23 protein-coding genes and 1 pseudogene are annotated in these 26,265 nt (G+C 65.0%); 9 read left to right on the top strand and 15 right to left on the bottom strand.

Going from position 1 to position 26,265, the window contains the following annotated elements:
- Positions 1–23: 23 nt before the first annotated feature.
- A complete protein-coding gene (feoB, locus tag PALO_RS02540) occupies positions 24–1,988 on the top strand; it encodes a ferrous iron transporter B (protein WP_015582286.1) in 1,965 nt (654 codons plus the stop codon).
- Entirely contained in the window at positions 1,988–2,530 is a 543-nt protein-coding gene (locus PALO_RS02535; RefSeq protein WP_023033130.1) for a NifU family protein, read from the top strand. The genes feoB and PALO_RS02535 overlap by 1 nt, the downstream gene beginning before the upstream one ends.
- 3 nt (positions 2,531–2,533) lie before the next feature.
- On the opposite strand, the gene PALO_RS02530 is transcribed toward PALO_RS02535, so the two are convergent.
- Positions 2,534–3,094 carry a DUF2017 family protein gene (locus PALO_RS02530; RefSeq protein WP_015582284.1) on the bottom strand — a complete coding sequence of 187 codons (561 nt, stop codon included), beginning with the start codon at positions 3,092–3,094 and terminating at the stop codon, positions 2,534–2,536.
- Positions 3,091–3,384: an ATP-dependent Clp protease adapter ClpS gene (gene clpS / locus PALO_RS02525; RefSeq protein ID WP_015582283.1), complete on the bottom strand. Its 294-nt coding sequence runs from the start codon at positions 3,382–3,384 to the stop codon at positions 3,091–3,093. Before clpS ends, PALO_RS02530 begins: the two co-directional genes overlap by 4 nt.
- A gap of 74 nt (positions 3,385–3,458) precedes the next feature.
- Here clpS and PALO_RS02520 point away from each other — a divergent pair, with 74 nt between their 5' ends.
- Together PALO_RS02520 and PALO_RS02515 are read left to right on the top strand one after the other, a co-directional pair.
- Positions 3,459–4,799 carry a nicotinate phosphoribosyltransferase gene (locus tag PALO_RS02520; RefSeq protein ID WP_015582282.1) on the top strand — a complete coding sequence of 447 codons (1,341 nt, stop codon included), beginning with the start codon at positions 3,459–3,461 and terminating at the stop codon, positions 4,797–4,799.
- Between the two features lie 187 nt (positions 4,800–4,986).
- Positions 4,987–5,271 (top strand): annotated as a pseudogene (locus PALO_RS02515) (HU family DNA-binding protein); the annotation flags it as partial.
- A gap of 101 nt (positions 5,272–5,372) precedes the next feature.
- Here the strand turns inward: PALO_RS02515 and malQ are convergent.
- Together malQ and PALO_RS02505 are read right to left on the bottom strand one after the other, a co-directional pair.
- Complete coding sequence (malQ, locus tag PALO_RS02510) at positions 5,373–7,481, bottom strand: 4-alpha-glucanotransferase (RefSeq protein WP_015582281.1); 2,109 nt, start codon at positions 7,479–7,481, stop codon at positions 5,373–5,375.
- An 85-nt stretch (positions 7,482–7,566) separates the two neighbouring features.
- Positions 7,567–8,376 (bottom strand): RDD family protein, encoded by an 810-nt coding sequence (locus tag PALO_RS02505; protein ID WP_041710213.1) that lies wholly within the window; start codon positions 8,374–8,376, stop codon positions 7,567–7,569.
- A gap of 108 nt (positions 8,377–8,484) precedes the next feature.
- Between PALO_RS02505 and PALO_RS02500 the strand changes: the two genes are divergently transcribed.
- Positions 8,485–8,727: a DUF3039 domain-containing protein gene (locus PALO_RS02500; RefSeq protein WP_036909990.1), complete on the top strand. Its 243-nt coding sequence runs from the start codon at positions 8,485–8,487 to the stop codon at positions 8,725–8,727.
- A 55-nt stretch (positions 8,728–8,782) separates the two neighbouring features.
- On the opposite strand, the gene aroQ is transcribed toward PALO_RS02500, so the two are convergent.
- The 5 genes from aroQ to PALO_RS11830 are packed head-to-tail and all read right to left on the bottom strand — an operon-like array spanning position 8,783 to position 11,975.
- Positions 8,783–9,214 carry a type II 3-dehydroquinate dehydratase gene (gene aroQ / locus PALO_RS02495; RefSeq protein ID WP_004808858.1) on the bottom strand — a complete coding sequence of 144 codons (432 nt, stop codon included), beginning with the start codon at positions 9,212–9,214 and terminating at the stop codon, positions 8,783–8,785.
- Complete coding sequence (locus PALO_RS02490) at positions 9,211–10,239, bottom strand: cation diffusion facilitator family transporter (protein ID WP_004808859.1); 1,029 nt, start codon at positions 10,237–10,239, stop codon at positions 9,211–9,213. The genes aroQ and PALO_RS02490 overlap by 4 nt, the downstream gene beginning before the upstream one ends.
- Positions 10,236–11,255 (bottom strand): phosphoheptose isomerase family protein, encoded by a 1,020-nt coding sequence (locus PALO_RS02485; protein ID WP_015582278.1) that lies wholly within the window; start codon positions 11,253–11,255, stop codon positions 10,236–10,238. Before PALO_RS02485 ends, PALO_RS02490 begins: the two co-directional genes overlap by 4 nt.
- Positions 11,252–11,530 carry a Trm112 family protein gene (locus tag PALO_RS02480; protein ID WP_015582277.1) on the bottom strand — a complete coding sequence of 93 codons (279 nt, stop codon included), beginning with the start codon at positions 11,528–11,530 and terminating at the stop codon, positions 11,252–11,254. The genes PALO_RS02485 and PALO_RS02480 overlap by 4 nt, the downstream gene beginning before the upstream one ends.
- A 10-nt stretch (positions 11,531–11,540) precedes the next feature.
- Complete coding sequence (locus PALO_RS11830; RefSeq protein ID WP_080564885.1) at positions 11,541–11,975, bottom strand: DUF3499 domain-containing protein; 435 nt, start codon at positions 11,973–11,975, stop codon at positions 11,541–11,543.
- Between the two features lie 115 nt (positions 11,976–12,090).
- Between PALO_RS11830 and PALO_RS02470 the strand changes: the two genes are divergently transcribed.
- Positions 12,091–12,510: a metallopeptidase family protein gene (locus PALO_RS02470; protein WP_004808863.1), complete on the top strand. Its 420-nt coding sequence runs from the start codon at positions 12,091–12,093 to the stop codon at positions 12,508–12,510.
- A gap of 12 nt (positions 12,511–12,522) precedes the next feature.
- Here PALO_RS02470 and PALO_RS02465 read toward each other — a convergent pair whose 3' ends face one another.
- The 5 genes from PALO_RS02465 to PALO_RS02445 form a co-directional block, all read right to left on the bottom strand.
- The gene (locus PALO_RS02465) at positions 12,523–14,061 is read right to left on the bottom strand and encodes a DUF5719 family protein (protein ID WP_015582275.1); all 1,539 of its coding nucleotides are present in this window, start codon (positions 14,059–14,061) and stop codon (positions 12,523–12,525) included.
- Complete coding sequence (locus PALO_RS02460) at positions 14,058–17,402, bottom strand: glycosyltransferase family 2 protein (RefSeq protein ID WP_015582274.1); 3,345 nt, start codon at positions 17,400–17,402, stop codon at positions 14,058–14,060. Before PALO_RS02460 ends, PALO_RS02465 begins: the two co-directional genes overlap by 4 nt.
- A 157-nt stretch (positions 17,403–17,559) precedes the next feature.
- A complete protein-coding gene (locus PALO_RS02455; protein ID WP_015582273.1) occupies positions 17,560–17,817 on the bottom strand; it encodes a WhiB family transcriptional regulator in 258 nt (85 codons plus the stop codon).
- A gap of 148 nt (positions 17,818–17,965) precedes the next feature.
- Positions 17,966–18,700 (bottom strand): hypothetical protein, encoded by a 735-nt coding sequence (locus PALO_RS02450; RefSeq protein ID WP_015582272.1) that lies wholly within the window; start codon positions 18,698–18,700, stop codon positions 17,966–17,968.
- Positions 18,697–19,773, bottom strand: a complete 1,077-nt coding sequence (locus PALO_RS02445) for a mannose-1-phosphate guanylyltransferase (protein ID WP_015582271.1) — start codon at positions 19,771–19,773, stop codon at positions 18,697–18,699. The genes PALO_RS02450 and PALO_RS02445 overlap by 4 nt, the downstream gene beginning before the upstream one ends.
- A 67-nt stretch (positions 19,774–19,840) precedes the next feature.
- Here PALO_RS02445 and PALO_RS02440 point away from each other — a divergent pair, with 67 nt between their 5' ends.
- Complete coding sequence (locus PALO_RS02440) at positions 19,841–20,572, top strand: TIGR03089 family protein (RefSeq protein WP_023031822.1); 732 nt, start codon at positions 19,841–19,843, stop codon at positions 20,570–20,572.
- A 2-nt stretch (positions 20,573–20,574) separates the two neighbouring features.
- Here the strand turns inward: PALO_RS02440 and PALO_RS02435 are convergent, their stop codons facing one another.
- Positions 20,575–21,600, bottom strand: coding sequence for a glycosyltransferase family 2 protein (locus PALO_RS02435; protein ID WP_023031823.1), 1,026 nt, complete (start codon positions 21,598–21,600; stop codon positions 20,575–20,577).
- A gap of 105 nt (positions 21,601–21,705) precedes the next feature.
- Here PALO_RS02435 and PALO_RS02425 point away from each other — a divergent pair, with 105 nt between their 5' ends.
- Both PALO_RS02425 and PALO_RS02420 read left to right on the top strand, forming a co-directional pair.
- A complete protein-coding gene (locus PALO_RS02425; RefSeq protein ID WP_435380249.1) occupies positions 21,706–23,010 on the top strand; it encodes an LCP family protein in 1,305 nt (434 codons plus the stop codon).
- A gap of 284 nt (positions 23,011–23,294) precedes the next feature.
- Entirely contained in the window at positions 23,295–26,255 is a 2,961-nt protein-coding gene (locus PALO_RS02420; protein WP_041710210.1) for a glycoside hydrolase family 2 TIM barrel-domain containing protein, read from the top strand.
- Positions 26,256–26,265 lie beyond the last annotated feature (10 nt).

The following is a 26,265-nucleotide window of genomic DNA, read 5'->3' as shown; positions in this document are numbered from 1 at the left end:
GTGCGTCCATTCGAGGTTTCCTGATGCCCACACCCACCGCAACGTCCTGCCACGCCGCCCCGACAGCGGAGCCAACGAAGGGCTCCCCGAGCCTGTACCTGGTCGGCTCACCCAACGGCGGCAAGACGTCGATCTTCAACCAACTCACCGGCCTGCACGCCAAAACTGGCAACTACCCCGGGGTCACCGTCGCTCGCACTACCGGCGTCTGCCGGATCGGCAACGTTGAATACGGCATCGAGGACCTCCCCGGCGCCTATTCCCTCAACCCCATCTCCCCTGACGAGGCCGTTGTCGCCGAAGCCTTGGACTCCTCCCTCGAAGGCGTGCAATCGCCCGACGGCGTCCTCGTCGTGACCGACGCGACGGCATTGCGGCGCTCGCTGCTGCTCCTCGCCGAAACTCTGCAACGCAATCTGCCCACCGCCGTCGTCGTCACCATGACTGACGAGCTGCGACGCCGTGGCGGCAGCCTCGACACCACCGCCCTGTCCCAGGCATTGGGCGTGCCGGTGGTGTCCGTGGTCGCCAATCGTGGCATCGGCATCGGGGAACTGCGCCACCTCATCAGCGAGTGGCAGACCTGGAGCCGTCCCCCCGTCCTGCCGCCCACCGACGCCGAGGAACTGGCCGGCTGGGTCGATTCCATCCTGGCCAGCATCGGCTACCAGGACCCCCACCCTGACTCCCGAACCGAGCGCATTGACAAGGTGCTGCTGCACCCGGTGTGGGGAACGATCATCTTCTTCCTGGTGATGTTCATGTTCTTCCAGGCGCTGTTCACGTGGGCAGCCCCCTTCCAGGACGCCATCGACGAGTTCTTCGGGTGGCTCGGTGGTGAAGTCGACACCCACGTCTCCAACCCCATCCTCGCCGGTCTGCTGGGAGACGGAATCATCGGCGGCGTCGGTTCGGTGCTGGTCTTCGTGCCACAGATCCTGCTGATGTTCCTGCTGTTGGCCCTGCTCGACGCGGTGGGCTACATGTCGCGGGCGGCGTTCCTCATGGACAAGGTCATGAGCCGTGCCGGGTTGGAAGGACGAGCCTTCGTGGCGATGTTGTCCTCCTTCGCCTGCGCCATTCCAGGCATCATGGCCACGAGGACCATTCCCTCGGCCAAGGACCGTATCGCGACGATGCTCGGCGTCCCGCTGGCCACGTGCTCAGCGCGCCTGCCTGTCTACGTGCTCCTCGTGGGCATGCTCGTCCCCGAGGCCACCCGAATGGGCCCGTTCTCCGGTCGAGGCGTGGCCATGTTCCTGCTCTACCTCCTCGGCGCGGTCTCGGCGATGGCGGCGGCGTGGGTCGTCAAGAAGATCACCGACCGGTCGGGCGTCCTGCTGCCCTTCTACATGGAGATGCCGCCCTACCGGATTCCCACCCTGCGCTCGGTGGGCATCGCGATGTGGGAGCCGACCAAGGCCTTCCTGCGCAAGGCCGGCACCATCATCATGCTGACGACCATCGTCATCTGGGCACTGACGACCTTCCCGATGCGCTCTGACGCCGAGCTGTCCAAGGCCGGCGTCGATCCGCGCGACGACGTCGCGGTGGCGGCCTACACCATGGACCACTCCATCGCTGCTGGTGTCGGCAAGGCCGTCGAACCTGTCTTCGAACCGCTGGGATTCGACTGGCGCATTGACGTCTCCCTCATCGGCTCGCTGGCTGCCCGCGAGGTGGCCGTCTCCACCCTGGGCCAGATGGCCTCGGCCACTGATCCCGAGGACGACGTCGAGGTGGCCGAGCAACTCGACCGCTGGACGTGGACGCACGGTGAGCACCAAGGTGAGAAGGTCTTCACCTCGGCGACCGTCGTCGCTCTCCTCCTCTTCTTCGCCTACGCCCTGCAGTGCATGTCGACGGTGGCGATCATGAAACGGGAGACCGGAGGCTGGAAGTGGCCGTCGATCGCCTTCGGATACATGTTCGCACTGGCGTGGATCATGGCCTTCATCGGGCGTCTCGTGACGAATCTGGTGATCTGATGAATCTTGCGTCCCGACCTTCCATGGCCGTCCACCCGGAGGCAACGGCTGACCCCGCGACCCTGCGTTGGATGATCTCTGGTGTGAGCCTGCCCTTCGCCGGCGAACTGGTGAGTGCGCCAGGTCTGGACGAGTTCCTGGATCGAGTGCGCGTCGAGGTGACGGTTGGCGCCGTCATCGCGACCGCCCTCGACGGCGATTGGGGGCGCATCGGCGCCGGCTTCCGGACGGGGCTGACCGTCGCCCTCGAACGAACTGACGACTGGGTCGGTGGGCCTGACGCCCAGGCCCTTGACGAGGTACTGACCCTGAGACGGTGCGCCGACGAACTCATCGCAGGTCCCGTCGGTGCCGTGGCCACCATGCACGGTGGGTCGATCGAGTTGGTCGACGTCACGGTCCACCGCGGACAGCGCACTGTCGACGTGGCCATGAAAGGTGCCTGCCGGGGTTGTCCGGCAGCTGTCATCACCTTGCACCAGAGGTTGGAACGTCAGCTCAGCCTGAGGTTGCGCGAGCCGGTGAGTGTCCGAGAGGTGTGACCCCTATTCCGACAGCTCCACCTCGACGAGCACCTCGACAATGAAGCCGAGCCATTCGTAAACGCACTCCTCCTCGGCCTCCAGCTCCTCCCGAGCGGCCCGGGCGACCTCCTCAGCGGTGATCTGGTCAGTGATACCCAACCTGGCCGCCATCATCCCCCGCAGCACATTGACAGTACGAAGCCACCGCTGCGTCGTCTCCGGATTCATGGAGATACGGCCAGTTCGGTGCAAGGTCTCCAGATCAGTCCGCAATGCCTGGGCATCTCCCCAACGCGCGGCGACCTCCTCGGCGTCATGGCTGGCGTGGAACTGGGCGTCAGCAGCGTCATCGTCGCGATAGGCGCTCGGCAGGATGGCCCGACGCACCTCGTCGTCCTCCTGGGGACCGGAGAACTGGCTCTCCCAGAAGACGAACGGATCTCCGCCCGAGGTGCGATGGGCGGGAGCGGTGCGTAACCGCGACAAGGCCTCGACGTAGTGGCCCAGGGCGATCTCGATGCCGATGGTCTCGCGACGCTCCAAGTACCAGACCCACCGATCCCGGGTGCCCTCGATCCTCATTCCTGTCCGCCCTTTTCGACCGAGGCCTGCAGTCCGTAGCCGTGCATGGCGTGCACCGCGATCTCCATCTCCTCCTTTGACCCCTCGGACACTGTGGCCCGGCCATGGTTGTGGACCTGGATCATGAGCTGCTCGGCCTTCTCGCGGGGGTAGCCGAAATACCTCATGAACACCATCGTCACGTAGTCCATGAGGTTCACCGGATCGTCCCAGACGACCGTCGTCCACGTCGATTCCTCATCGGTGAGACGGTCGGTCCGTGCAATGGGTTCCACGGTGGCTGCAGACATGTGCCCATTCTGTCACCAGGCGAGGACACACAACCCCACCGACGAGGGCGCCCCATCCCCCTAAACTGTGGCCCATGTCGACCGCAATGTTCACCGACCATTACGAGCTGACCATGGTCGAGGCTGCCATGGCATCGGGAACCGCTGACCGCCGCTGCGTCTTCGAACTGTTCCCACGGCGTCTCCCCGAGGGCCGCCGCTACGGCGTCGTCGCCGGCACTGGGCGTGTCCTCGATGCGGTGGAAGACTTCCACTTCACCGACGAAGAAGTCTCCTTCCTGGAGAAGACCGGGGTCGTCGGCCCGCACATGGCCGAGTGGCTGTCGAACTACCGTTTCACCGGATCCATCCATGGTTACGCTGAGGGCGATCTTTACTTCCCGGGATCGCCGCTCCTCACCGTCGAGGGCACCTTTGCCGAGGCCTGTGTTCTCGAGACACTGCTGCTGAGCATCTACAACCATGACTCCGCGATCGCATCGGCGGCCTCCCGCATGGTCATGATGGCCGAGGGCCGCTCCATCATCGAGATGGGCTCTCGTCGTACCCATGAGGAATCCGCCGTCACCGCTGCTCGCGCTGCCTGGATCGCTGGATTCGGCCCGACCTCGAACCTCGCTGCCGGCATCCGCTACGGCGTCCCCACCTCCGGCACCGCCGCCCACGCCTTCACCCTTCTCCACGACACCGAGGAGGACGCCTTCCGTGCCCAGCTGGCCGCCTACGGAGAGAAGACCACCCTGCTGGTCGACACCTACGACATCGAGAACGCCGTGCGCACGGCCGTCCGCCTCACCGAAGGACGCCTCGGCGCGGTCCGCATCGACTCCGGCGACCTGTCCATCGCCGCCCGCCAGGTCCGCGATCTGCTCGATGACCTCGGTGCCACCAACACCCGCGTCATCGTCACCAGCGACCTTGACGAGTGGCAGATTGCCGCCCTGCGTGGCGCCCCCGTCGATGGCTTCGGCGTCGGAACCTCCCTCGTGACAGGCTCGGGAGCGCCGACCTGCTCCTTCGTCTACAAGCTGGTCGCCCGTGCCATCTCGAACGGCCCTGACGCCGAGCTGTTGCCGGTGGCCAAGAAGTCGTCTCACAAGAACACCGTGGGAGGACGCAAGTTCGCGGTGCGACGCATCGGTTCGGGCGGCATTGCCACCGCCGAGGTCGTCGGAGTGGGCCAGCAGCCGACCGCCGACGCTGACGACCGGAACCTCATCGTCCCCCTCATCGTCGACGGCGAAGTCGTGGGACGTGAGCCGCTGGAGGCCGCACGCAAGCGTCACCAGGCTGCCATCGCCGAGCTGCCCATCTCCGGACGACGCATTTCCCGCGGCGACCAGGCCATCCCGACCATCATGGTGAAGCAGGGAGATGACGGCGCCGATACCGTTCTCGGCGCCTCGTTGTCCTGAGTATTCCGGCACTGGCTCAACCGGCCGCTCCAACTACTCGAAATGTGACAACCGGGTAAACACTGGTCCGAAATGGGTGGAAAACCCGCTGTTGAAGCGCATCTGGGCTTGACTGAGGAGCGACACCCGCTAGGGTCCTTGATTAGGGAAACGGCAAGAAGCCGAAAACCGAACACAGTCCACCTTAGGAGACCCCATGACCAAGTCCGAGCTCATCAAGGCTGTCGCCAAGCAGGCCTCGCTCACCGAGGCCCAGACCAACGAGGCCGTCAAGGCTCTCACCGACGTCATCACCGGCGCCCTGGCCAAGGGCGAGAAGGTGCAGCTTCCCGGTCTGTTCACCGCCGAGGCCGTCGAGCGTCCCGCTCGCAATGGCCGCAACCCCCGCACCGGCGAGTCCATGACCATCCCCGCTCACAAGGCCGTCAAGATCTCGGCCTCCAGCACCCTCAAGAAGGCCGTTGCCGACTGAGCGACTGGCACGGGTTGTCGACCCGTGATCAAGCATTCGGGGTCCGATGCCAACAGGCATCGGACCCCGGTTTCACATCTCCTACGACCAAAGTCAGCCGATCACTTCTCGTTCATGACCCTAGACAGTCGCGCGGCCCTCTCATCGGTGAAGACCTCCTCGAGCCACATCGGCGAGCCGTCCGGATGGCTGAGAGGCACCCGCCAGTTCGGGTACTCATTGGTAGTGCCGGGAAGGTTCTGGGTACGTCGATCCCCCACGGCATCGGTGAGGGTGGCGTTGAGGACCTTAGCCGGCGTCTGGGTGAGCATGCGGTGCATCGCCACCACGATCTCTTCCTCCGAGGGATCGTCCCCCTCCAACACTCCACGCGCCCGCAGGATGCCGATCCAGGTCTCCGTCTGACGGGCTGCCTCGGCCCGCTCGTGCTCCAAGGACTCTGTGAGCAGTCCGAGCTCGTTACGCACCTCGACATGGTCACCAGCGAGGTAGCCGGTGGTGGGCGGGAGGTCATGAGTGGTCACCGAACTCATGGCGTACTCACGCCACTGCTCGGGAGCCAGCGGATGGCCGTCCTCGCCATTCTCGAACCACAGCACCGAGGTACCCATGATCCCCCGCTCACGCAGATACGTGCGCACCCACGGCTCGACGGTGCCCAGGTCCTCGCCCACGACGAGGGCGCCGGCACGGTAGGCCTCCAGGGCCAGGATACCGACCATGGCCTCGTGGTCGTACCGGATGTACGTTCCCATGCACGGGCCAAGACCGGCTGGGACCCACCACAGCCGGAACAGGCCAAGGATGTGGTCGATACGGATACCGCCCGCATGTCGCAGGGCCGCCCGCACCATCTCACGGAAGGGCTGGTAGGCCATGTCGGCCAACATGTCCGGACGCATCGGCGGCTGACCCCACTCCTGACCGGCCTGGTTGAAGGCATCAGGCGGGGAGCCGACGGAGACACCGTCGGCAAAGAGTTTCCCGAGCATCCACGCATCTGCTCCGGCACCCGAGACGCCGACGGCCAGGTCACAGATGAGGCCCAGGGACATCCCGGCGTCACGTCCGGCCGACTGGGCGGCCGAGAGCTGCTGGTCAGCAATCCACTGCAGCCACATGAAGAAGTCGACGCGATCCTCGTGAGCGCGCACGAACTCCGAGACGGCTCGGTTGCTGGGACGTTGGAACCCTTCGGGCCATTCATGCCAGTCGTTGCCGTAGACCTCGGTCAGCGCACACCAGGTGGCCAGATCGACCAGACGGGTGCCGCGCAGCCTGCGGAAGGCCTGGTAGGACAGCTCTCGCGACCCTTCCAGACCGAGGGCGTGGACGGCCTCGAGGACCGGCAGCTTGGAATCCCAGGAACGGTCACGGTCGATCGTCTCAGTGGTCGCGGCCGCATGAGCCTGGGCGGAGCGGGCCTTGGAACACTCGTAGGAGTCGAGGTCTGCGAACTCAGGAATGATCTCAGGGCGCACGTACAGCGGGTTGAGGAAGAGACGGCTGCAGGGCAGATACGGTGAGGGCTCGATCGGGGAGACAACCTGGCTGGCATGCAATGGGTTGACGAGCATGTAGTCCGCACCCTGGGTTGCCGCCCAGGTGGACAGATCCGCCAGATCCGCTAGATCGCCCATTCCCCACGACCCCCGAGACCGCGTGGAGTACAGCTGCACCGCATGGCCCCAGACCCGGGACGAACCCATTGACCTCGGCAGACCGAGCCAGTTCGGGGAAACCACCAGGGTCGACGTGGCGCGGTGATCAGCCGTCGTCGCGACGATGGTGTGGTAACCCAGCGGAAGGTCAGCCGGGATGCCGAAGGTGGCCTCACCGATCCAGCGCCCCTCGACCTGGCGATCCGGGGTCCAGTTGTCGACCTGCCAACACTCGCGATGATGACCGTCCTCACAGATGATGTGAACATCGACCCACTCCCCGGCATTGACGTGGACGTCGACGCGTCCTTCCTGGCCCTCGCGCAGCACGACGATTCCGGGCAGGACACGACGCCAGGTGCGGTTGGCGACCTCTCGGCATGCCTGTTCGGCCAGCTCCGGGGTCGACGCATCGATCCCGAGCCCGGCAAGGACGGCGATGACGGTCGCCTCCTCAACCTCGATGTACTGGCCCTTCCAGTCGTGGTAGTCACGAGCGATGCCGAAGTAATCGGCCAGGGTCGTCAAGTGGGGATCTGTCAAGGACATGACGGCCTTTCGGTGCCCCAGCGTGGGGGCGGGATCAATGCGGACGGAATGTGGGGACGACATCGTCGCCCCGTCTGGACAAAACTCACTCGGCGTCGAGCTGGCGAACCGGACGAACCACCTGAGTGCCGGCAATGGCGTCGTGGATGGTCTGGCGAGACCGCTGCCACAGCGGCATGAGATAACTGAACGGAGTCAACAACACAATGACCTGGTTACCAATCTCCACACAAGCCCAGGCCGTGGCACGGACAAGAGCACGCCACCACACCAGTCGGCGATGGTCCTGGCCCTGATTGGTGGTCACGACGCGCAGCCCGCAGACAAGCTGGCCAACCGAACCGGCGCAGGTCGCCAGCATGATGAACTGGTAGATCGCCTGGGCGATGATGACGGCACCAACAAGACTCGTCATGTCGTAGACGAACCCTGCATCACTCAGCGACTGCGTGGTGATGACGTCAGACGGACTCGCCCCCGCGCTGATCCTGCGCATCGATTCGTCGAGGAACGCCTGGTAGCTGGCCATGATGCTGGCGATCTTCTCGTGCATGGTGACGCCGACAACGGCCCACACCAGGACGAAATCGATGACGGTCGACAAGGCTCGCCACCACCACCCGGCCAGGGGCACACCGTCAGCGGTGGTGCCCCACTCGCTGCGCGGCGCCGCCACGTCTCCGTGCCGCGGCGCAGTGGTCGTCTGACGCGGGGACGAGGGCACCCGTGAGACCGGGGCCAGCGTCTCAGGCACATGACCGGTGACATGACGCGGTTCGGGTTCGGGCGGATTCCGCAGATTGCGGGTCCATCGTTCGCCGTCCCAATACCGCTCCTGATCACTTCCGGCAGGGTCGGGGTACCAGCCCATGGGGGGAGGAGTCGCATTCGTCACCGGTCCATTCTCCCACGATGGGCCCATGATGCTAATTACGTCCGCTGCCAGCTGGACTCGTCGTCCTCCGTGGTCAGGCATGATGTCTGCCACGTACACTGGTCCACCATGAGCACACAGGTGGCACCAGGTTCCAGTACGGCGGTCGAGGAGAAGACTCGTCTATCCTTTGATGACGGTGACGCCGAGCGCTTCTCCCACTACGTCCCGAAGGCCAAGCTCACCGACGCCATGGTCAACGGGACCCCTGTCGTCGCCCTGTGCGGCAAGGTGTGGGTACCCTCCCGCAATCCGGACAAATTCCCCGTCTGCCCGGAGTGCAAGGAGATCTTCGAGTCGATGAAACGCTGAGTCCCCCGCACCATCGTCACACAGGTTCGGTCACGTCGGAGAGAGCGAGTCGGCGTCAGACCGTCGCCAACCAGGCGAGGGCCAACTCGTAGCCCTTCAGCCCGAGGCCGGCAATCGTCCCGGTGACATGCGCCGAGACCACGCTGTGGTGACGGAACTCCTCCCGGGTGGCGATGTTCGAAATGTGCACCTCGATGCAGGGTGCCTCCACCTGGGCCAGGGCATCAGCAATTGCGATGTTGTAGTGGCTCCAGGCAGCCGGATTGATGACGACCGGGATGCGATCGTCAGCAGCTTGATGTATCCACCCGATCATCCGCTCCTCGGAGTCGGTCTGACGCACCTCGACGTCGAGCCCGAGCTCGCGGCCGTACTCGATCAGCCGGGCCGCCAGGTCACCGTGAGTCGTCGTCCCATAGATCTGGGGTTCACGGCGACCCAATCGTCCCAGGTTCGGGCCGTTGAGCACCAGGACAGGCTTGCTCATACCTGATCCTCCGGACGCTTCTCGTCCTCCCCGATGCGACGATCGCCGTACCGAATGTCAGGTTCGAGGAAGAGCGGGCCGACAAGCGGTTCCGCAGCACGGACGGCCACCTCCGCATTGTCGATGATGCGTGCCACCTCGAGTGCGGAGTCGCCCGGGTCGACGGCGATCTTGGCAGCCAGCAGGATGGTGTCTGGACCCAAGTGGACCGTCTTCATGTAGATGACCGAGTCGACGCCGTCAGTGCCCACGAGCGCGTCGTGAATGGCCTTGCGTGACTCCGGAGTTGCCGACTCCCCTTCCAGCAGGGACTTCATCTCTCGCGAGAGAATGGCTGCGACGACGATCAACAGGACGCCAATACACGCTGAGCCGATGCCGTCGAAGATCGGGTTGTGCGTCAGGATCGTGAGGCCGACACCGAGGAATGCGAAGAGCAGACCGAGAACGGCAGCCGCGTCCTCCATCATGACCACTGGCAGCTCCGGGGCCTTGGCCTTGCGGATGTACTGCAGGATCGTCATGCCATCGCGATCTGGCTTGCTCTCCTTGAGAGCGGTGTGCAGGCTGGCTCCCTCAGCACATGCCGAGATGATGGTCACGACCAGCGGCACCCACCACCACTGGGAGTCGAGCAGCTCTTCAGGCTTGCCGGCGAGGGTGTCGCTGATCTTCTGGTACGACGAGTACAGGGCGAACAGTCCACCGACGCTGAAGATGACCACGGCGACGATGAAGCCGGACAGGTAACGGGCCCTCTCGTAACCGAATGGGTGGTCCTCGTCGGCCTTCTTGTGGGCAGCCTTGCCTCCGACCATGAGGACGACCTGGTTAGTGGTGTCGGCCACCGAATGAATGGCCTCGGCAAGCATCGAGGATGCGCCAGTCAGGGCCCATGCGAGGGCCTTCGTCACCGCGATCGCGAGGTTGGCAGAGGCAGCGGCAATGATTGCCTTGCGACCTCCGCCCTCCTTCTCCGGCTTCTCGGCCTCGTCCGGCCCCCCAGCCACGTGGGACTGACTCATGACATCTCCTCCAGACGGTCCAGCCCAAGGGCCAGGTAAACGGTGGCGAAACTTCCCTGCAGCAGGAGGGCAACGTAACGGTCCATCGAGGAGGACCTCTCATCAATACCCAACGGCAGGGTGACGCTGCGCACCCTCACGTCGTGGATGGCACACAGTTGCTCCAACTTCCGACGAGTGACCTCGTGCTCGGTCTCGGCGTCATCCATGACGACAAGTACCGGTCGACGCGATTCACCATCGAGGTCAGGATCGGAAAAGGGATCTCGTCTGGGAGCGGATTCAATGATGGGACGCAGCGCGGCGGCGTCAGCCGACAGCGCGATTCGACCCGTGGCCCGACGCATCAACTCGGCCAGGCGACGAGAAGCGCGTGCGGCCAGCACCGATCCGCCCCAGGTCAGAGGTTCGGCGTCAGCCAGGGCACAGGCCAGGTCCTTGGCCTGGTTGACCGCCAGATCGCGATGCGGTGAGGCCGATTCGGCCACCATGTCTGCCACCCGAGCGACCTGGCCGGGATCGACGGCAGGACCGAGCCCCAGATCGCCCAGCACTGCCAGTGCGGAAACTGCGGCTGAGATGGGATCCTCAGAGACCATCTGAATACGGGCAGTGCCATGGTTACCGGCAGCGCGCCAGGATTCGCTGTCCCCGGTGGAGGCCAGGATGATGGCGCTACCGCGACGGCGCGCCTCTGCCACCTGGATCGCGCATCGTCCATCGGCGTCGAGGACGGCCACGAGATCCAGGGGACCCACCCATGCCGGTAAACGACGGAACGGCCACGCGACGAGGGGGACCGGGCACACCGGCTCCAGAACTGAGCGCACCAGACGGGCTTCCGGACCGACGACGAGAACCCCCCTGGGCTGTCCCCATTCACCGACGGTTCGACGCACCTCGTCGAGGCTGGCCGAGTCGCGACGGACACGTGCACCGGTACTCGCCAGATGTCGCAAGACCCCCTCGGTCAGAGGGTCGAGCGGCGCGTCGAGACGTGAGTCGTCGAAAGTCACCGAGGTCTCAGCTCATGACGACGGGTGGGCTCGAAGGCCTCGGCGTCCTGCGCGTCAGCGGTCCTCGTCGCCCCGCGCTGACGGGCGGCGTCAAGGCGAAGATCAGGCACACCGTCGCGCACCAGGAAGGCCAGCCCGCAGGACGGCGAGGAACAGACCAGCTCCCCACTGTCGAAGTCGAGTGCGAACCGGGAGTGGCACGCCGGGCAGGCTGCCACCTCCAGGAATGCCGGTGAGAGGTCGAGTGCCTCAGGGGCCAGCGGTAGATCAGGCATGACCGTCATCCTAATGGCTTCGCACGTCGTGGCTGGCGTCCGTGATCACCGACAGGTGACCACGACGACCCAGGACATGGACCGAGGCGGGGTCTGGCTCGGGGACAACCTCGTCTTCCAGCATTCCCACCTCGCGAACAGCCGCAGCAAGGGCCATGAGGTCGTCCACCGGCGGTGCCGGCGCAGGATCATCGATGCCCGGGAGTCGGATGACTTCCCATCCCACCGGGGCTGAGAGGGCTTCGGCGTGCTCCGCGCACATGTCGTAGGCGCCGGGCTCACGGCTGGGTCCCAAAGGGCCGAGGACCGCAGTGCGCTCGGCATACACGTAGGTCAGCGTCGCGACTGCCGGTCGGGAACATCCGGGTCGAATGCACTCTCTCACCCAGGGCACGGTACGCCACAGTCCTGTTTTCCCTGTGGTGCCACGCGGGTACCGACACATACGGTCGGGGCTGCGCGAGCGTGTGTGCACCAGGGACATGTGACCTGCACCTGCGGAGGGGGTGGCCCGGACTCGTCTGATCGCACCATTGGTACATCCGCAATACAGTGGTGTCATGTCCAAGCGTCGAAACCGTCATGGTCGTGGGCAGCGTGGGCCAGTCGTCCTGCCGCGTGCCTATGGCGGGCGTATCGACCGCATCGACCCCAACGATGCTGAGTTCTTCACGGCCTGCCTGGCCGAAGCCGTCCGCCAGGTGCAGCGGTCGTGTCCGGGGATTCTCGACAACGTCGTCGTAGGGGCGGAGGACGTCCCCACGATGCCGGACTGGACCGAGGAACGGGTTCCGCTGTCGTCGGCGGTCGACGGCAGTGACGACTCCCCTGCCCGGGTCGTCATCTACCGACGTCCCCTCGAACTGAGGACTGCCAGTCGGCGTGGACTGGCCATCCTCGTCCATCGCACCTTGGTCGAGCAGTTGTCGGCCTTGACCGGCCTTCCGGTGGAGAAGATCGACCCGGATATCGACGGCTGAGGCCAACTGTTGTCAGCGCAGCAGCGGGTCGACGGTGGCGCGGCGTCCGTTCGTCGACGTGGCGATGGCGTCCAACGGCAAGACGGCCAGGCCGCTGCCAGACACCACACCGCCGACGAGTGGAGCCGACCCGACGACGTGCAGGTGACCTGCTGCTGGAACCTTCCCTGACCAGGTGGATCCTGCCGGAACCGTCCCATTGACCGCGGTCTTCTTCCCGCCGTCAGCTGTCAGAGTGCCTGTGAACGTCACGGCTTCCCCACCAGGGTTCGACAGCTCGAGGGTGCCACCGGCGCCAAGGGTCTGTTCGAGCACCTTGCTGGACGAGCCGGGTCCGACGAGGGCGTAATCGGTGGTACCGTGCTTTCCCTGCACGAGCAACCTGGCCACCAGCGGATCATGGGCCGACAGCTTGAGGCCGACGGCTTCTCCCGCCAACGCCTTTGACAGATCGACCTGAATCGTCGAACGCGGATCGATGTCGATCTCGTCAGCACCGTCAGGGGTGAACGGACCGTGCCCCGCCAGTGCCGTCACGGACACACCCAACCGGGTCGTGCCGGGGTTGGAGATGACGAGGGTTGCGGTGGACACCTTCGCCGGGACCGCTGGCAAGTAGACAGTCTTGGAGGCTGGGGCCATCGCGATCGTCTCGCGGCCCTTGGGAGCCCAGGTACGGGCGCCGACGACGACTCTCCCCTCCCTGGAGCCGATCAACGCGGTGACAGGGGTGGTGTCGTTGTTCCACACTGACAGTGGCAGCACCTTGGTCTGGCCGGGAGACACCCGAATGCCACGCATGCCGGCGGTGTCAATTTCTCCCTTGGAACCCAACAAGGTGACGTCGACAGTCGCCACCCGAGTATCCGCGTTGACGACCACGAGATCGGAGGCAGACGGATTGGTGAGGCTCACCGCACCATCGGTGGCAGTCCCTACGCAAGGAACCCACGTCGTCATGCCATGGTCGGCAGACAGGACCGATCCCGTCGGAGGATGCTGCCCTGCCATGGAACGAACGAATCCAGCCGAGTTGTCGATCTTCGTCACGGCAGGAACCGAGGTCTCGGACAGCTTGTCCGCGGACGTGCCGACGTGCAGACTGCCGCCCACGGAGCCAGCGGCGAGACTGGCCTTCCCCTGGGAGGGCGGGCACACGAGGGTTCGCCCGGACGAGACGAACTGAGCCGCCGGAGCCGTGCGTCGGGACTCCGGAATCGCCGTCGTCAACAATGAGATTGCCACGGCTGCCACGGCCAAGGTCACCACCCAGACCGGACCCTTCCAGTGGTGTCCTGCCTTGTCGTCAATGGTCGGCCTCTCAACCGCTGATGCTGTCGACGGATCGCCGTCGGTTCCGTCAAGGTCGTCCTCATCCGGAGTGGCGACGTCGTCAGGATCCATGGCCCGGGCAGCACGAACCACCGGCTGGTCGCCGGCATCCTCAGCATCCACAGCTCGTCGGGCAGGACCAGCCTCGCCGGGCTCGGCCTCGAAGATCTCCTCGGGCTCCTCGTCATCGGTGAGGGCGCGGCGTGGACGATCGCTCATGATTCCTCCTGACGATGGTTACGGCGCGCCTTCCGGCGACGGGCAGGGACGGAACGGCGCGGGGCGGCGACACGGTTGCGCTGGGCGTACTGGGGGCCGGCGACGAGCATCAACACGACCAGAGCCACCACCTCAATCGCGCAGGCCCATCCCTGGGTCGGCATCGACCAGGTCAGGTCGCCACGAGCCGAGCCGACCTGGTAGGACACCCCGATCTCGTGCTGAGCAGCCGGCTGAAGCTTCGTGCCACCCACCTCGACCTTCCAGCGGTCGTCACGGGGTTCGAGGATCGTCAGGGTGCCTGACGTGGTGACCTTCCCGACCACTGGCTCCTGGTCTCCCCCGGGCGCGCCGACGACGGCCCTGGACGGCTGCCCATCCACCGTCCAGACGGTCGTCGTCGGATCAGTGATAGCGGCTGTCAGACCAGCCGTATTGCCTACCTGGGCCACAACGTCGGCTCCTGCCCCACGCAGCCACAGATGGCCAATTCCCAGTGCGGACAGCCGGCTTGCGAGGTCGTCAGGGACAGCACCTGTCGCCACTGCCAGAGCAAGGTCAGAAGCTGGATTGGCGATCCGGCTGTCCGAGGAAATGGCGGGGCGCTCGCCACTTCCCCAGCTCGGGTTCTCGGCATCGACGAGGTCCCAGCGGGCATCGCTGCCATGCACATTCACCATGAGGGTGCGAGTCTGGCGCGGCGAGCCCTCCACCGCAGTGACATAGGCGGGACGCATCTCGTCAGTGGTGGACATCGGGCCACGAGCGCCACCGACCAACCACCAGACGCCACCTGCGGCGACGGAGACTGCCATCACCCAGGGCAACCACCGGTTACCAATACCGACGAGGAGCTCTCCCAAGGTCGGCGACTCGTCAGCGGGATGATGATCAACCTCAGCCCGCTTGAGCAGGGCGGACTGGCGTGCTGCTGCGATGAGCATGAGCAGGACGCCGACGCCTACGAGCTGCCACGGCTCAATGGCCGGATGAACCTGCACACCCCAGACGTCAACCAGGACGCGCGATCCGACACCGGCAAGGGTGAGGCACACCAAATAGACGAGGATGAGGGCAAGCACCCGGCCACTCGGATGTCCGGTAAGGGATCCGATGGAGGCCGACCGGTCGATGACGAGGCGCCACACCGCCCACAACGCGGCGATCCACAACGGGATCATAGCGATCAGGGTGAACGCGGTAGGAGCCGTGCCCGGGACGATCGAGCGTCCGACCAACAGCCACAACCCGGCCCGCGTCTCGACGACGGGGCTCAACAGCGGCTCGGCCCCAGTCACCATCCGTCCGGGCTCGCTGAACAGCCGTGGAATCCACGGCGAGATGACCAGGAGCGGCCCCACCGCGACGATAGCTGCCAGCAGCGGACGGCGCGGCCGGGTCATGAGGATGCCTACAGCAACCGCCAGCGGGTAGATCCACAGCGCCGGGACCAAACTGATCGCCAGAGCTGACCACAGGGCCAGGCCACCTGCGGAAGAGACGCCCCCAACCTGACGGGTACCGATACCAGCACCACGCAGCTCGGCGACGTCAATCGTCTCGGAGTTCACCAGACGCCAAGTATGCAATGCCATGTGGGGAAGGATGACGCCCAGTGCCACGGCCGTCACCGAACCGCGTGCCAGACCTCCGGTGAGAATCGGCAACAGTCCCCAGAAGCTGGAGAGCAGCACGGTCGTCACGCCGACGCCCATGACGCGACGGAAGAGACGATGTGCCGACACCGCTGTGAGCAGCGGCGCCAGGACGAGCAGGATGCGGACGAGGACTTCTGGCTCGCCAATCGTCAGGACCGAGCCGAAGGCCGGCCAGGCAAGCCACGGGGCATTCGCTCCCCTCACGCCCGGAACAGCGGTGAGCCACCGGTGCCAGGCACCGGACAGCCCATGCGGAGCCGGAGCCAACCACGTCGAGGTCACACTGCCCGGCCCATAGAGGCCCCGGCAGGCGATGAGCCCGCAGAGCACCATGAGCCCGACCATCACGGTGTACGGGTTGACGACGAAGCGATGGTCACGGGCGGTGAAATCGTCGCCGGTGAGATCGTCGATCGTCGTTCCGTCCTCGTTTCGCCACGGATGCATCCGGTCGGAGAGATCCCCGGCGTAACGGTCGACGGCTCGAGCCCACACACTGCGTCGGCTGGGCAGTAGACGATTGGTGTTCTCCAGATCGTCGGGGTCACACTGAGCATGGAATTCCTGCAACCGCTGCGACATCTCGCGGGTGACTGAACGGGTCTTCCACAGCTGCCAGCCGGCTCGCCACTCGTCGGCAGCACGGGAAGGGGCCTTGCCGACCAGCAGAACGATGAATCGCCACACGCTGGCCAGCAACAAGGCGAAACTGGTGCGGGTCGGGTGACCGGTACGGGCCGCGACCATGCGCATGCCGGCGAGACGGTCGGTGACGTCCGGGCGAGGGGCCAGATTCGACTCACGTTGCCACCCTCGACCGGCCTGACGGTGATGGATGGTGCAGGTCGGCGCAGTGCGCACCACCATGCCTGCCTCGTTGGCACGCCATCCGAAGTCGACGCCGTCACGGAAGAGCGGAAGGGCAGGATCAAATCCGTGGAGCCGACTCCACGCCTCCAGCCGGACGAACATCCCAGCCGTCGATCCCCCCAGGACGGGGCCGGGGTCAGCCTGCTTCTGGTCAATGTCACCGCGGTCAACGACGGGAAGAACCCGAGTACCGCCAGTACTGACGCTCTGGCCCTGCTCGTCAATGAACTCGGGGTAATTGTGCCGAGCCGGCTTGAGCAAGGTCGGGTACAGGACGTCAGGGTGAGGCTTGCGAGAAGCCTCATGGAGCAGTGAACTCAAGGAGTCCCGACCCACCTCCACGTCGTCATGCAAGATCCAAACGTGAGTGACATCGTCGGGAAGACGATCAAGGGCGAGGTTGACGCCCTGACCAGGCGTGGTGTCGGCGCTGGCCGTGACACATTCTTCCAGCAGCCCCTCACCGACAGCCTCCTCCAACAAGTTCGTGGATTCATCGGTGGAACCAAGGTCAACCGCGATCTGGACCGCAGCCCTCTCGTCGCTGCGACGCAAGGCGTTGAGAGTTCGCGACAACCAATCTGCCGCTTGGTGAACGAGCAGGATGACGGCGACTTCGTCAGCGGTGATGTCAGGGACGGCAGGCTCACGACGTTCATGCGCCCATGCCCAGTCCCCCGGATCGACACGCACCGATGGGATGACGGGAATCGTCCAGTCCGTGAGCCCCTCCGCAGTGCGTGGAGCATCGCCGAGGTCAGGCCGACGCCCCTCGTCGGGCTCGGTCTCCGCAGAGTACTTCTCGTCACTCACCTGGCAGGCCACCTGTTCGTCGACGTCATGGAGCTCGGCGTGCACGTCATATGTACACGACTGATCATCACACATACCAATCGCGCCGACGACACCTCCGCGCAGACCGGAAATTCTAACGGGCCGTCATCCCCACCGTGGTGTGCCGCCAGGATGGTCACGCCCGCTTGCGCAGTCGACGCCTCTCCATCTCGGACAACCCGCCCCAGATTCCAAATCTCTCGTCGTTCTCGAGGGCGTACTCCAAGCACTCCTGACGCACCTCGCAGGACTCGCAGATGCGCTTGGCTTCACGGGTGGATCCGCCCTTTTCAGGGAAGAATGCCTCCGGATCAGTCTGAGCGCACAAGGCCTTGTCGTGCCATTCCGGCTCGTCGTCACCGCCTCCGGCAAACAAAGTCAGAATCTCGTCCATGGGGGAAGCTCCTCGAGATCAGACGCGGCGGATTCCGCGCCGATGCACAAATTACACGTGTGAGATTCAGCGCGCGACTCTGTCTCGGGAAAACCCCACAACTACTGGCGTGTCGCGCCGGGGATCAAGGCAGACCTGTGGTTGATTCTCAGCGCCGTTCGCAGTCGTTCGACCATTGGTGGTCTTCCGAGTTTCCTCCGGTCTGCTGAGATGTCGAATCGCTCGCCCAATTCTGAGCGTTTCTGGTCTGCGCCGGATCCCATGCGGATGCGCCTGCTCCACTCGCGGCATCACCGGCCCTCGTCCAGACCGCACCGACCCCCTCGGGCCAGCTGAACTCCTCCTGAGCGGGAGTGTCAGCTTCCTGGGTGGCCACAAGCTGACTTGCGGGTTCCGGCTCCGAATCCTCCGGCTCGGGCTCCTCGTCGGAGTTCTCGACACCGTCGGAGGTGGATGCCTCCGGCCGCGTCAAGACCAGCAGTACCCACGCGGCCAGAACCTTGATGGCAATGGCCAGAAGGTCACCGAAGAGCCCCAGGGACGCTCCCAGGAATCCCCCAGGACCATGAATGGGAGCGAGCAGGGCAAGGATGAGGTCAAATCCGGCCGCGATGGCCACGATGAGAGCAGACACCTTGCCGAGCAATTCGGCATGAGGAGTCGCCGGACGAATGAACCGGCACACCAAGACTGCGGCCACCAGCAGCAGGATCATGCCGATGCCCAGCGAGCTTCCCGACAAGCTACGAGCCATTCCGAAAAGCCCACTGTGCTCGTGGGTCATCATCGTGACAGCCCGCACCAGAACGGCTACGAGGAATCCGATACTGATGACGATGACAGTCCATGCGATGGGCTCGCGAATTTCCCGGGCGTTCTTCACGCGAATCGCCCTCCCGCCTGGGCGGCCACCTCGGCCACCAGAGCCTTGACCTGCTGGGACTGGGACAACGGCACCACCAGAGTGGCGCGATCGGTGCTCACCACGGCCATGTTGTGCAGACCTGCCACTGCGAGGACGGCGTCAGGGCGGTCGTTGATGAGCAGGTTCCCGTCCGAGTCGACGGTGACGGTCAGACCCGTCACGTGGTTGCCCTCGCCGTCATCAGGCAGGTGAGGGGCCAACGCCTCGTAGGAGCCGACGTCGTACCACTGGATCTCCAGCGGAATCGCAGCGACACGTACTCCGCATCCACCGCGGGAAGCCGGTTCCATCACCGCGACGTCGACGGAGATCTTCTCCATGAGTGGGTAGACCTCTGCGATCCGGGAGGGATCGGCGACGAGCTCGTCGACCTGGCGCCGGGTCTGCGGCTTGAGATGGGACAAGCAGTCCAACAGGGTCGAGGCCCGCCAGACAAACATGCCGGAGTTCCACCAGTACTCGCCTGAATCGAGGTATTCGCGGGCAAGCTCCGGGCTGGGCTTCTCGACGAACTCGAGAACCTTGTGAGCACGCGGATACGACTCCAGCGGGCCGCCCCGGTGGAGGTAACCGAAACCGGTGTTCGGCTCGGTGGGAACAACTCCGAAGGTCACCAGTGCGGCAGGGTCTCCCGTGGCGAGATCGAATCCGTGCTGCAGAGCGGCACGGAAGTCGTCAGCGGGACGGATGATGTGGTCAGCCGTGACGACAGCCATGACGCCATCAGGATCGCGGTCAGCGATGATGCCGGCCGGCCATGCCACGGCATTGAGGGAGTCACGCCCCACCGGTTCACCGAGGATGTTCTCGGCCGGAATCTCCGGCAACAACTTGGCCACCGTGTCGGCATACGAGGCTCCGGTGCACACCACGATGTTGGTGTCCGGGACCAGACCGGCCACCCGCTCGTATGCCATCCGCAGCAGGCTCATCCCGTCGATGAGTTCCAACAGCTGTTTGGGCTCTCCTTGATGAGACAGCGGCCACAGGCGCGTGCCAGACCCGCCGGCCAGGATAAGTACGTGTTGCATGTCGACAGAGTATCTGGCCACACCGACGCAACCGTGTTGGACGCACCACAGCGTTTCACCCTTCACAATGGTTGTCATGGTTTCCCTGGCCCGACCAACCATCTCCCGCAGTTCTGACCCGCTGACCGCCCTGTGGCGTCGCAGCAAGGAGGCCGGTGCGCTGCCAATCCTGACCTGGTACGACGGCGCGGATCGCGGCGAATTATCTGCCCGCACCCTGCTGACCTGGGTGACCAAATCGGTTCACCTGCTCGACTCCGAGGGAATCGCGGCAGGAGACGTCGCGAGGTTGTCGGTCTTCGGGCAGCGCCCTGGCCACTGGACCAGTTGTGTGTGGCTGCTGTCCTCCTGGTGGGCCGGTCTGCGGGCTGACCTCACCGGGCTGGACGAAGCCACAGTGGAAGTGATCGGCCCGGACACCGACCCTGTTGACTCCCCCGAGGTCCTCGTCCAGTGCAGCCTCACGCCACTGGCAACCCCGTGCCAGAACCTCGTTCCGGGGGCCATCGACAACGCTGACGTGCTGGCTGGCCCCGACGACCTCGTCACTGCACGACCCGCCACGTCCGGGTCAGTGTGGCTCAAGGGATGCCAGGAATGGACCGGCGAGCAGCTGTGCGGCGTCGTGCCGTTGGACCGACCGGTGCTGCTCTCCCCGGAACGGATTCGGGTCGGTGGCGGGGAACTCGTCGCCACGACCCTCGTCAGCTGCCTGCTCGGCGGCGGGTCACTCGTCCTGGTCGAGTCGAGCGACGATGTCGCTGCCATCACCACTCAAGAGGGCGCCGTCGAGGTGTGAGATCAGTCCTCGGAACGCTCGCCGAGACCGACGAGGAATCCGACTCCCCAACTCATGTGCATGATCGCCAACACCACGGGCAGTCGAGCCCGGACGCCCGGATCCATGTCGCGTTTCATCGCGGCCGATCCAATCCCGATGATGCTTCCATAGCCCAGCGGAGCCGCCCATCCGATGAGCGGCCAACGCTTCAGCCACGGCTTGCCTCTGGCTGCCTCGACGATTCCGACGATTCCGAGGGCCGTTCCCGTCACCACTCCGGTGACCGCAATGGGAGCGGCCAGATAGCGCAGGCTCACCGAGTCGCGATGGCGACGCATGACCTCACGACGCCACTGGCCGGTGCGGAAGAACTGCCGGGCCAACGCCTTGACGGTGGAACGGGGTCGGTAGGTCACCCGGAGATCGGGGCTGAACCACACTTCTCGTCCGGACTGCCGCAGACGGTAGTTGAGCTCCCAGTCCTGAGCCCGATCGAATTCGGGGCAGAAGCCGCCGACGGCCTCAAGATCCGCCTTGCGGAACACCCCGAGGAAGACCGTTTCCGCTGGCCCTTCAGGGGCATTTCCCTGGTGGAAGGCGCTGCTACCCAGGCCGAGCTTCGACGTGTAGGCGACGGCGACGGCCTGCTCGAAGGGGGTACGACCCTTGGCGTCCATGACTCCACCGACATTGGCCGCCCCGGTTCGCTCCAACAACTCGACAGCCGTCGCGATGTACTCCGGGCCGAGCTCACCGTGAGCGTCGACGCGCACGATGATCTCGTACTGAGAAGCGGCCACACCGAGGTTAAGGGCCTTGGGGGTGGTGCCGCCGGGATTGTCGATGACCCGAATGCGATCGTCCCGGGCAGCCAGCTCCTGAGCGATCTCAGCGGTGCGGTCAGCGCTGGGAGCGATGGCGAGGATGACCTCCATCTGTCCCGGGTAGCCCTGATTGAGGACACCGGCCACCGATTCCTCGAGATACCGTTCCTCGTTCCTCACCGGTATGACAACACTGACCGGGGGCGCGAGGTATGACGACATGAACGACATTGTGCCAGTTCGGGAGAAACTGTGAATCCTGAGGCACACGGGACTCGCCCAATAAGCTTCACCAATCTGCATTGCCCTGCGACTACCGTGGAATCCATGCCTAATCGGGACACTGGGCGCGGTCCCCGCGACAAGCGATCTCGTCAGTCCGACCTGGACTGGCTATACGGAGTTGACGCCAATGACGCCACCCGTATCGATCCGATAAATGCACCGCACAGCGAATCGGGCCGACCCCACAGTGGGGCGGGTCGATCGCAAGGTGGTCGCCGTCCGCAATCCCGACAGGGTGCCGACCGATCCGCCCGACCGCGCCCACGGTCGACGTCATCCCCACGGCCCACTGGTGATCCGTACCGGCTGGGTGCCCAACCGGCCCGTCGCCCCCCGCGTCAAGCCCCTCCTCCTCGGCCGCGGCAGCCTGCGAGTCGTCCCGCACCGCGCCCTCGCAAGCGTCGGCACCCTTTCAAGGTCATCATGGTGCTGTTGTTGGCGTGGTTGGTGTGGCTTGTCGCCGTACCGTCCTATGCGTTGAGTCGGACCGGAACCGTCGATGCCACTCCCGACGGTCCGCGGGGTGCAAGCCATCCCGGTACCCTCGTGCTCCTCGTCGGCACCGACGAGAGGCAAAACCTCACGACGAAACAGCAGAAGGAGTTGGGTACCGGCACCGAGAGCGGTCTTCGCACCGACACCATGCTGCTGCTCTACATGCCGCCGGAGGGAAAGAACGTCCTGATCTCCCTGCCGCGCGACTCGTACCTGCCCATCCCGGGGCACCATCACAACAAGCTCAACGCCGCATACTCGATTGGTGGCGCCAAGCTACTGGTCCAAACGATCGAAAAGGCCACTGACCTGCGTGTCAACGGCTACGTCGAGATCGGGTTCGGTGGCTTCGTGGAAATGGTCGATGCGGTCGGCGGAGTCAAGGTGACCCTCGACAATCCGATGGTCGACAAGGATTCCCACACCAACCTTCCTGCCGGCACCCAGACCCTCGACGGGGTTCAGGCCCTGGGATATGTCCGCATGCGAAAGGCCGATCCCGAGGGTGACCTGGGGCGCGTCAAGAGGCAGCAGAAGGTGGCTTCCCAGGTCGCGACGAAGGCTCTCAGCCCGTGGACCTTCATCAATCCGGTGCGATATTGGAACCTCAACATGGCGGCCTCGGATGCGGTGAAGCTCGGCACCGACACCTCGACCTTGATCGCACTCAAGACCGCTCGCGGTCTCATGAAGGTTTCCGGCAACGACGGCATCAAGATGACGGTCCCGGTGTCGACGGTCTCGGCCAACACCTCGGCCGGTTCCTCGGTGCTGTGGAATGACAGGAAGGCTGCCCAGCTGTGGGACGAGCTGAGGAGCGGTGACACCTCAAGGGTGACCGAGCTGTCCTGATCTGACGTTGAAACGCCGAGGTCGGTGTCTCCATCAACTCTCCTCTCGGTCGCACTACCACGGCCTGGCTCGCCCGTCACAGCCCTGATCACGCGGACAGGCCGTGGTAGCTCCGGAAAACCGTGGCGGTACTGCCATCCCACCTGCTTGTGCGACACGCATCTTCCGGGACCACCACGGCATCATCAGCCTGCCGAGCGAGACCACACCTCGAATCACCTCAGCGCTCACCCTCTGACATCGCGGTGTACACGTTTTCATCATCAGGTTCTATGGTGGTGTCCATGGTTGCCAATGCCGACACCGCTCCGGGGATCGACGCCGCCCTGACGAACCTCGTCCCGTGGCAGGGGCCTGTGGCCCCACGGGCTCACCTGCACACCGATGCCCCGACCCTCGACCTGTCTGGAACGTGGCGTTTCCAGCTCGTCGACTCCCCCTTTGACGCACCGGAAGGTTTCTTCGACCCTGGATTCGACGACACCGACTTCGTCAACCTCGCCGTTCCCTCGATGTGGCAGATGACCGACCCGGCGGGCGAAGCACCGTTCGGGCGCCCCGCCTATCTCAACGTCAACTACCCGATTCCGGTTCCGGCTTCCGACGAAGACATCGTCGTTCCCAATGAGAACCCGACCGGGTGCTACCGCCACACCTTCCAGGTCAGTGAGACGTTCACCAATGCTGACCGGGTGCTGCTGCGTTTCGAGGGAGTCGACTCCTTCGCCCGCGTCTGGCTCAACGGAGTCGAACTGGGTTGGACCAAGGGTTCGCGTCTCACCAGTGAGTTCGACGTCACTGCGCAACTGCGCCCCGGCCGCAATGTGCTGGCAGTAGCCGTCAGTCAATGGTCCGACGGCACCTTCCTGGAGGACCAGGACATGTGGCGGATGTCGGGGATCTTCCGCAAGGTCACGCTGCTGGCACGCCCGCAGGGCGGCATCGACGACCTCTTCGTCCATGCATCCTGGGAGGACGGCGCCGCCAAGATCACCATTGACGGACCCGACGGCGCCACCGTCGCCATCCCGGAACTCGGCGTCACCACCACCTGCAACACCGAGGTGACCGTCCCCGACGCGCAGCCCTGGACAGCTGAGACCCCCAGGCTCTACGACACCACCGTCTCAACGGGCTCCGAGACCGTCTCCCTGCGGATCGGATTCCGCACCGTCGCCATCGACGGGGACGTCATCATCGTCAACGGACACAAGGTCGTCTTCCGCGGCGTAAACCGCCACGAGTGGGATCCGCACACCGGACGCACCCTCGACGAGGAGACCATGCGCGCCGACCTCGAACTCATGAAGCGTCACGGCGTCAATGCCATCCGCACCTCACACTACCCACCGGACGCCCGCTTCCTCGACCTGTGCGACGAGTACGGCGTCTGGGTGCTTCTGGAGTGCGACCTGGAGACCCACGGCTTCGAGTGGGGCGGCTGGGACGGAAACCCCACTGGCGACGACCGCTGGTACGACTGCCTGCTCAACCGCGTCCAGCGCACCGTGGAACGGGACAAGAATCACCCCTCGATCATCGGATGGTCGATGGGCAACGAGTCCCACTGCGGTGAGGGCATCCGCCTCATGAACGACTGGGTCAAGCATCGCGACCCGTCCCGGTTCACCCATTACGAGGGCGACCATGCCCACACCATCTCCGACGTGTGGACCGTCATGTACCCGAGGATGGAGTGGGTCGAGGCCGTCCGCGACCGTACTGTCATGCCGGGCGCCGAGCCTGTTCCGCAGACCGGCCGCGAGCTCGGGCTGCCCTTCTTCATGTGCGAGTTCGCCCACGCCATGGGCAATGGCCCTGGTGAGCTCGCTGACTACGAGGAACGTTGTTTCGACCCGCATTTCCACCGCGATCGTATGCACGGCGGATTCATCTGGGAGTGGATCGACCACGGCATCGACACCGGACGCGGATATGCCTATGGCGGCGACTTCGGCGAGGTGCTGCACGATCGAAACTTCGTCTGCGACGGGCTCGTCATGCCCGATCGCACCCCCTCGCCTGGCCTGCTGGAGTTCACGGCGACGATGGGTGCGGTGCGCATCGAGGTCGACGGGTCACGTTTGCGCGCCGGCGACGGCATCACCGTCATCAACCGCCTCGACTTCGCCGATCTGTCCGATCTCGAATTCGTCTGGCAACTCGTCGACGACGGCAAGGTCACCGACGAAGGTGTTCTGGACATCGGAGCACTGCCCGCTCATCAGTCCTGGACCGGATCCGTGCCGGTTCCCGACGAGATCTCCGACCGGATGGTCGTCGTCGTCGAGGCCAGGTTAGTCGAGGACACCATCTGGGCTCAGGCGGGCCACGTGGTGACACGGGCGTCGGGCCTGCTGATCCCCGAGCCTCTCCCCCGTCCGTGTCCTCCGGCATCGTCCCATCCGCGTCGCGACGGTAGCGGCTGGGTTCTCGGACCTGCTCGCTTCGACCGTCGTGGTCGTCTCGTGGAGTTGGGCGGGAACGGCATCGTTACACCGGTTCTCGATCTCTTCCGCGCCCTGATCGACAACGACCGGGCCAGCAGCCTGGCTCGTAACAACATTGGTGGCTCCGCATTGGCTGCCGGTCTCGACCGGCTCGTCCACACCACGGTCTCGGTGCGCGAGGAGGGAGATGACCTGGTCGTCGTCACTCGTAGTGCCGCAGCAGCTGCTCGAGATTCCATGACGACGACGTGGAGTTGGCAAGCCGTCCAGGTCGACGAGGGATCCGAAGGGATCCATCTCGACCTCCACGTCGAACCGCACGGGCACTGGCCAGCAATGCTGGGGCGCATCGGCGTGACCATGGGGCTGCCGGATGAGTGGAGCACCGTGTCCTGGTTCGGACTCGGCCCGACGGAGAACTACCCGGATTCCCAGCACGCCGCCACCTGGGGACGCTGGAACTCCGACGTCGCCAGCCTCCAGACGCCTTACGTCATGCCTCAGGAGAACGGTCTTCGTCAGGGCGTCCACGAGCTTACGATCACCGGCCCCGACGGTGGTCTGCACGTCGCCGCTGATGGCGGCTGGCCGGCATTCGCGGTTCGCCCGTGGACGTCCAAGGCCCTGTTCAGCGCCGACCATACCTGGGATCTGGAGCCCGACGGGCACACCTGGCTGACCTTGGACGCCCTCTCGGCCCCACTGGGATCGACCTCCTGCGGTCCGATGCCGATCATGTCCCACCGGTTGTACGCCCACCCGGTTGATCTGTCGCTGACCCTGTCCCTGATCTGACCAAGGGTCT

The organism is Cutibacterium avidum 44067, assembly GCF_000367205.1.
Lineage (GTDB): Bacteria > Actinomycetota > Actinomycetes > Propionibacteriales > Propionibacteriaceae > Cutibacterium > Cutibacterium avidum.
This window is presented reverse-complemented; position numbering and strand designations above follow the sequence as displayed.